This window comes from Curvibacter sp. GW821-FHT09D12 (assembly GCF_059416245.1).
This window is the reverse complement of record NZ_JBWKOU010000052.1, coordinates 1-2,249: the sequence shown is the minus strand read 5'-3', so window position 1 is coordinate 2,249 and position 2,249 is coordinate 1. Positions and strand designations below refer to the sequence as shown.

2 protein-coding genes are annotated in these 2,249 nt (G+C 64.6%); one reads left to right on the top strand and one right to left on the bottom strand.

Features of this window, described 5'->3' with window-relative positions; all coding sequences use genetic code 11:
• On the bottom strand, positions 1-836 hold an 836-nt coding region (locus AC07PT_RS30380; RefSeq protein WP_494659181.1), incomplete at its 3' end, for a LysR family transcriptional regulator.
• 170 nt (positions 837-1,006) lie between these two features.
• Here AC07PT_RS30380 and AC07PT_RS30375 point away from each other — a divergent pair.
• The coding region (locus tag AC07PT_RS30375) for a cation:dicarboxylate symporter family transporter (RefSeq protein ID WP_494659180.1) at positions 1,007-2,249 on the top strand (1,243 nt) is incomplete at its 3' end.

Here is a 2,249-nt window from a genome sequence, read left to right as displayed (position 1 = left end):
AAGCGATTGGCGGGCTTGGCCTTGGGCACAGCCAGCATCAAGGTGTTCCAGATTTCGGGCGGCCCGATGGGCGTGCGCGGCAGCGGCGGGCCTTGCAGGCCCAGCGCGACAGCGCTCTCCGGCAGGATGGTGCAACCCTGGCCGTGGGCCACCAGCGCCAGAACGGTGTTGACGGCGCCGACCTCGGCATGCACCTTGAGCTGCACGCCTTGCGGGCGCAGTGCCGCGTCCACCAGGTTACGGATGGCGTTGGGTGCGCTGGGCAGGATAAGGGGGTAGTCGGCCAGGCTGCTCAGGCCCACGCTCTTGGGCAGGCGGTGCCCCGGCGGGGCAATCAGCAACAGGCGCTCGCGTGAGAGTTGGGTGTAGCTCAGCTGGGGTGTGGCCGGCGGGTCGAACAAGAGCGCCAGATCCAACCGGCCGGCCATCAGGGACTCACGCAGGGGGATGCTCAGCCCTTCCAGGATGGTGATCACGGCACGTGGAAACCGCTCCCGGAAGCGGCGCACCAAGGGCACGCTGATCCCCAGGGCGACCCTGGGTGGCATGCCGATCACGATGCGCCCGCTCGGGCTGTCACCCATGTCACGCAACTCGTCGCGTGCGGCGCGTGACGACGCCAGCATGGTGCGCGCATGGACCAGCAGCGCCTCCCCCGCTTCGGTGGCGGTGACGCCGCGCCCGGTGCGGGTGAGCAGGCGTTGCCCCAGCTCTTCTTCCAGCAGCGCAATTTGCCGGCTGACGCTGGGCTGGGCCAGATTCAGTGCCACGGCAGCCCGGCTGAAACTGCCGCTTTCCACGACACACACCAGGTACTCAAGTTGTTTCAGGTCCATGTTTTTTAAGTATATCTGCTATTGAAGTCATGCCCTTGTTCGATGGCTTCTCTGCTCTGACACTGCCCAGGACGTTGGGCTTGTGGCCTGGCGTTTGAGCGTGGCCCCACGCAACTCGATTCCAACAAACACAAAAGGCTTCGCCTGCCCCAGGCCGTTGCCCAGCTCTCATGAGACACCTCAAGCAGCTACACATCCAGGTTTTGATCGGCCTCCTGGCGGCCGTTGTGCTGGGCCTGACCGCACCGGAGACCGCGGCAGCCATGAAGCCGCTGGGTGATCTGTTCATCGCCTTGCTGAAGATGATGTTGGCGCCCATTGTCTTTTGCACGCTCATTCATGGCCTGGCCCATGTGCGTGACCTGGGCAAGCTGGGGCGCTTGGGCGCCAAGTCTCTGCTGTACTTCGAGGTGGTCAGCACGGTGGCCATGCTGGTGGGCTTTGTGATGGTCAACCTGTGCGAGCCCGGCGCCGGGCTGCATGCCGCCGGGATGGAACCCTCCAGTGCCGCCATGAAGGTGGCCAGCCAGTCGGGCTCGATCTCGGCCACGTCCTACCTGCTCAGCCTGGTTCCCCACACGCTGGTGGATGCCTTTGCCAAGGGCGACATCATGCAGGTGCTGATCGTGTCGCTGCTGGCTGGCTTTGCCCTGAACATGTCGGTGGGCAGCGATTCGGTGATCCTCAAGGGCATCGACGAGGCGCAGCGGGTGTTGTTCAAGATGCTTTCCTTCATCATGAAGCTGGCCCCCTTGGGCGCCTTCGGCGCGATGGCGGCGGCCATCGGCAGCTACGGCAGTGCCACCTTGCTCTACCTGCTCAAGCTGGTGCTGGTTTATTACGGCGCTTCACTGCTGTTTGTCGTGGTGGGGCTGGGCAGCATCTGCTGGCTCATCGGCCTGTCGCTGTGGCCGGTGGTGCGCCTGATCCGCGACGAGATCCTGCTGGTCTTCGGCACCGCCTCCGGCGAAGTGGCCTTTCCCCTGCTGATCGCCAAGCTGGAACAGGCGGGCTGCGATGAAGCCGTGGTGGGCTTTGTTCTGCCGGCGGGCTACAGCTTCAACCTCGACGGCACCTCGATCTACATGGCGATCGCCGTGGGCTTCATCGCCCAGGCCACCGACACGCCGTTCTCCTGGCTTCAGCAACTGGCCTTGTTGGGTGTGTTGAGCCTGACCTCCAAGGGGGGCACCACGGTGGCTGGCGGGGCCTTTGTGAAGCTGGCAGCCACGCTGCAATCGGTCAAGAGTCTTCCCATCAGCGGCCTGGGCCTGTTGTTCGGCATCGATCGATTGATGGCCACGGCCACCGCCCTCACCAACATCGTTGGCAACACCGTCGCCGTGTTCGCCATTGCGCGCTGGGAAGGCTCGTTCGATGCCGACAAATACCGCGCCCTCACGGGCAGCGTGG